General features: G+C 64.1%; 4 protein-coding genes. 2 read left to right on the forward strand and 2 right to left on the reverse strand.

Features of this window, described 5'->3' with window-relative positions:
- Window positions 1-292: 292 nt before the first annotated feature.
- On the reverse strand, window positions 293-1,132 hold the full coding sequence (locus ACFY04_RS43560) for a hypothetical protein (protein WP_389126606.1): 840 nt from the start codon (window positions 1,130-1,132) through the stop codon (window positions 293-295).
- Between the two features lie 1,092 nt (window positions 1,133-2,224).
- On the opposite strand from ACFY04_RS43560, the gene ACFY04_RS43565 reads away from it, so the two are divergent.
- Entirely contained in the window at window positions 2,225-3,001 is a 777-nt protein-coding gene (locus ACFY04_RS43565; RefSeq protein WP_389126610.1) for an NUDIX domain-containing protein, read from the forward strand.
- Here the strand turns inward: ACFY04_RS43565 and ACFY04_RS43570 are convergent.
- Window positions 2,985-4,115, reverse strand: a complete 1,131-nt coding sequence (locus ACFY04_RS43570; RefSeq protein WP_389126608.1) for a helix-turn-helix domain-containing protein — start codon at window positions 4,113-4,115, stop codon at window positions 2,985-2,987. The genes ACFY04_RS43565 and ACFY04_RS43570 overlap by 17 nt on opposite strands.
- Before the next feature lie 600 nt (window positions 4,116-4,715).
- Between ACFY04_RS43570 and ACFY04_RS43575 the strand changes: the two genes are divergently transcribed.
- Window positions 4,716-4,864 (forward strand): DUF6284 family protein (locus ACFY04_RS43575; RefSeq protein ID WP_389126612.1); only part of this gene is annotated, 149 nt, incomplete at its 3' end.

Genomic DNA, 4,864 nt, shown 5'->3' on the forward strand with positions numbered 1-4,864 from the left:
CGAACTCCACGACGCCTTCGTCTCCCTCGCCTGCAGCCTCATCTGCTGGCGACGCCTCAACAAGCCCGACGCATGATCGTGTTACGAGCTCTTAGTAGGCCCGAACGGTCCACAAATAGGCCGCGTCGCGTCCCGCCGTCCTGTCCTTACCATCGGGGCACTTCCTCCTTCAAACTGCCGTGCCGCGCCACTCCGTAGCAGCTGTTCACGATCGCTAGCTTGATGCCCGGGCCGTCCCGGCTCCTCTCTTGAGTCTGTCTGGCCTCGTCGCCTCAGACCGTCACTGCTCTGTTCAGGTGATGTCAATGACCATGATCTGCGGCTGCGGACGTACTGGCTGTATAGGGTCAACCACTTGGAACCCGACCACACGCCCGTGCGAAACCAGGAAGAGACCCTCCCTTTCTTTGAGTTTCTTCCGTTCGCCTCGGTCAAACTTCTTCCAATTTTCCAGGTAGGCGCGCGTCGCTATCAATGTCCCAAAAGCGTAAACTCCCCACACTATAATAAACGGCGTCCCTAGCGGAGTCTTTCCAATGAGGGTGAATCCATAATCTTCAACGAGCCTCCCGTCTCGCCTACCCGGCTCCCGCCACAACGTGTCGCCTATCTGCACCTCATGCCCTGGATAGCTTATTGCGAACTGCGGTAGGCACCCGCCAATCAGCTGCTTACTAACGGCGTTCAAGCTGGGGCCCCCTACGCACACGAAGGGATCGCGGGAGTCCATCGGGGAAAAATTCTGCTCCGAGAGTAGGTCTACTCTAAATTCTTTCCGGCACAGTTTCTTTCTCCATTTAGCCGCTTTGTGTAGGGCTAGATAGAGGCGGGCTACAGCCGCACCTTCCGCAGTGGGGGAAAAGAGGACGTTATCCGGCTGGGCTCGCATGAATTCCGCGTGCTCTTTGCCTTCGCTTGTCATTTCCGGGACTGGAGTCTCACTTTGTTCGCCCTGACGGGAATTTGGCGTCTGTACGCTCGAACATATGATGTGCACCTGGGCGGATTCACTGATGAACCGTCTGACGTGACCCAGTTTGTGGCGTTCGCGAAAAATCTCAAATACGCCGGCTACGAGAGCTCCGATAATGAACCACAGTCCACTTCCGGCAGCGGAGAGGAGTACATCCATCAAAATCGCCTACTGCACAAAATGGCTCGGAGGCTGGAAGTTTTCCATGTCGTCGATGCGATCTGAACGGCGATGAGGGTCGGCTTTTTTCATGCCTAGCCCCCGGCCTAGCCGCATCCCTAGAATCAAGCAGTCCTGCGCATGGGATCTACTTACGGTTGGCCCCACTCCATCAATCATCTACTCCAACGATAGACACTTACCGCGCAGGTTGCCCGGTGAGGGAACCGCAGAACGGATTGGGTGGCCTCATAACATCGGCACGATCGCTGCCCATGGGAAGTCGGCGCCAGCCATAGCGCTCCCTTGCTGTCATCCCGCCTGCCGTCGACCCACACGGAGTGATAGCGGGGCAGGCTTCTGGGTCGACGGCAGACGGGATGACAGCCCCCACCCCCACTACAAACCGGCCCGCACTCGCAGTGCCAGCGCCCGTCATCCCGGAGCCTGAGCGCCCCCGCCGGAGGCATTGTTCTGGCCCCGCCCCGGGCGTCCGCGCGGTCCCGCGGTTGGCTGAGGGTTCGAGTGTCTTGGGGTGCGGTCTGGCTGGCCGAGGTTCGGAGCGGGAGGTGGCCGGCGGTTGCTGAGGCTTGCTCGGCTTGAAGCCCGGAGCGGACTGCGGTGACCGCGGAGTTGAGGGGGTCGGCCGGAGTGGTGGTGTTGCCTCATCAGACCCGCGCTGACTGGCGCGCGGGCGACGGCCGGGCTGGAGCGGGCGCAGACAGGAGCGCAGGCCTGGGCGACGGGCGCGCTCGCCGCGCTGTGCGCGGCGGGTGCCTTGATGTAGCAGGGAAACTCTCACCAACGCGAACCGCGACGGCTTTCAAGACCGATCGCGTGGCGTAACCCGCCCGTGCCTTCACCTGGGCCCTTGACTCCGCCGCCTGCTCTTCGGCCGTCGTGCTGGCCAGAGGTTGGCCACGACCATGATCATTCGGCATGTCCAGCACCACCCTGGGGCACTCTCAGATGTGCCCACCCTTGCGATGCCCTCACGTCAGATCAGGAGAGATGAGCATGGCTGAGCCCTCCGTGATTCCCCCCGACTACGCTGGTCATCACCAGCCGACAAACGGGGAGAGTGCTCTGAGGATGGGACCGAAGTCGACGAGGGTCTACCAGACGATCCGGTCTTGGATCGAGTCGGGCAAGTACGAGCCCGGCGAAAAGCTTCCCTCCGAGCGGACCATGAGCGCTGAGCTGGAGATCGGCCGGACCGCCCTCCGCCAAGTGCTCGCACGACTGGCGAGCGAGCACCTCATCAAGGCGTACGACCGCAGCTCGTACCGAGTCGTGGGTGGCGAGACCGTACCCACGCCGACAGAGCTGGAGCCCTGGACGATCCACGGCAGCAGGACGGTCTACGAGAACCACTGGGTGAACCTCGAACTCGTCGACGTTGAGCCGCCCGGGGTCGAGCGGTTCGAGCACCACGTGGTGCGCCTGCACCACGTGGCGATCACGGCTGTGATCGATGAGCAGCAGCGCGTCCTGATGTTGTGGCGCTACCGCTTCGTCCCGCAGCAGTGGGGATGGGAACTCCCCGGAGGGATCGTGGACGAAGGCGAGGATGCGGCGACCACTGCGGCGCGGGAGACCGAGGAAGAGACCGGTTGGCGTCCGACGAACGTCGAGCACGTCGTGACGTATCAGCCCATGATCGGCATGGTCGATTCGCCTCACGAGATCTTCGTGGCACGGGGCGCGGTGAAGGTGGGCGAACCCACGGACATCGAGGAAGCCGGGCAGATCGCCTGGGTGCCCCTGGCGGACATCCCCCGACTCATGACCGAGGGGAAGCTCATGGGGTCAGGAACCCTTGTCGCCCTGCTGCACATCCTCGCGTCGCGGGCTACAGCCGCCCCGTAAGTAGCTCCACACGCCGGCGGTGCCGCACGGACCCCGTGCGGTTCGCCAGCAGTCGCGCCTGCTGGAGGTTCGAGCGGGCCTCGTCGAACTCGCCGCGGGCAAGGTGGGCCTGCGTCAGGTCGCTGTGCAGTCCTGCCTTGGCGCGGACGAACGTGGGGTCCGTCGTCTGGAGAGACGCATAGAGGTCACCCATGGCCGAGCCGTCACCCAAGAGCGCCAGTACGTTTCCCCGCCAGCGCGCCAGGTGGTCCGCGTTCAGGAAGATGCTCAGCATGTCGGAGTCACGAGCCTGCGCGCCTTCTGGCAGCGTGGCCGCCGCCCGGTCCAGCGCATGCCGGGCGTCGTCGTGCATGCCAGCGGCGGCGCACAGCTCAGCTTCGGCCGCACTCAGCCAAGCCCGAAGGCGAGGCGACTGCCGCTCCGCGTAAGTGCGCTGCGCGTCCCGGATGAGCTCAACCGCCATCTCGGGTCGCCCGGCATCACCCAGGACGTACGCCTGCTCCCCCATGGCGTGAGCCAAGTACTGGGGCGCGTCAGCGTCCTGCGCGGCTCGCTTCGCCAGCTCGTAGTGCCGCCAGGCGCGGTCCACAGAACCTGCGTCCAAGGCTTGCCAGGCTGCCAGAGTCGCCGCCCCTGCCAGTGCCGTCGCGATCGGACGGCGCGTTCCTGGCAGGACTGCGAAGGTGAGCGCCTCCTCCATTCGCGTCAGGTGACCGCTCATCTGGTCCACCAGGCCCGATGCACCCATCTGCCGGTCCATAGTCCGCAGTAGCTCGGTCTGATCCAAAAAGGTGCCCACCATGGAATCGCTGAGGCTTCGCGCTGCGTCGATTCGGCTCAACAGGTCCTCGTAGCCATCTGCTTGCTGGGGGATCGGGCGTGCAGGCTCCCCGCCCAGTTCGGCGTCCGTCACCCCGAGCAACGGCCGGAGGATCACGGCGTACCGCTCCGTGATGGCCCGCCGGCCGTTCTCCCACTCCGATACGTAGGTCTTCAGGCTCGCGCTGGACGCGACGTTCAGCATGTGCTGCCGCGCATAGCGCTCGATCTCGAAGATCAGTCGCTCCTGCGACCAACCCCGCGCCGTACGAACATCTCGTAATCCCTTGCCCACGTGCATCGCCTCCGATGGCCGTGCCACCTGCGGGGGCTTAACCGAATCGTCGCAGGTGAAAGCGGGTTAACACCCTTGAGGTTAACCCCTGTTGGCTACCGAGACCCCCTGTCTGGGCCGTTTCCTGAAGTCACACCGGAACAACACCGGCAAGCCCGGAACGAACCAATGGCTTGCATCTGGTGCGCACCAGATGCCATGCTTCTGGTGCGCACCAGATGGCTCGCAAGAGTCCAACTCCGATGTGCCCGCAGTACCTCTCGGCGTCCGGCGTGTCCCGTTCTTACGGGAGCCCTTCGGGGCTACCGCACCCGTCGGAGAGCCACTGGCTTTCCCTTGAGAACTCAACAGTGGACGTGAATTTGAGGCCGCCGCCTCCTCAGTAAGGCGGTCAGTGCGGCTCAGGTCCGCACACTCAGTCCTCCCCGCCACCTTCCGGTGGCGGTCGGCTGCCTCCTCCGCCTGTCCGGCCCGTGGCCGTACGGGCGGGGTTGAGGGGAGCCGGAGCGTTCTTCCTGCTTCACCCGCAATGCGGTGCAGCCCCCGGCGTTCCCGCGCCGAGGGCTGCTGAGTCCCGTTCCTCTCTAGAAGGAGCAAGACATGAAGTCCATCGCTGCACTTCAGAACCTCGTTACCCCGTGGTCCGACGGTTTTGAGCCGTCGGACGCGGAGCTGGACGCGATCGAGCGCGAGATGCCCCTCATCGAGGCGCGGGTCGAGTTGCTCGACGCGCAGATCACCGTGCTGGA

This window comes from Streptomyces sp. NPDC001549 (genome assembly GCF_042894025.1).
GTDB classification, from domain to species: domain Bacteria; phylum Actinomycetota; class Actinomycetes; order Streptomycetales; family Streptomycetaceae; genus Streptomyces; species Streptomyces kutzneri.

Bases quoted from the DNA above. Each gene is read 5' to 3' on its own strand.
- ACFY04_RS43565 (WP_389126610.1), top strand. From the start codon at position 2,225: ATGGGACCGAAGTCGACGAGGGTCTACCAGACGATCCGGTCTTGGATC.
- ACFY04_RS43560 (WP_389126606.1), bottom strand. From the start codon at position 1,132: ATGGATGTACTCCTCTCCGCTGCCGGAAGTGGACTGTGGTTCATTATC.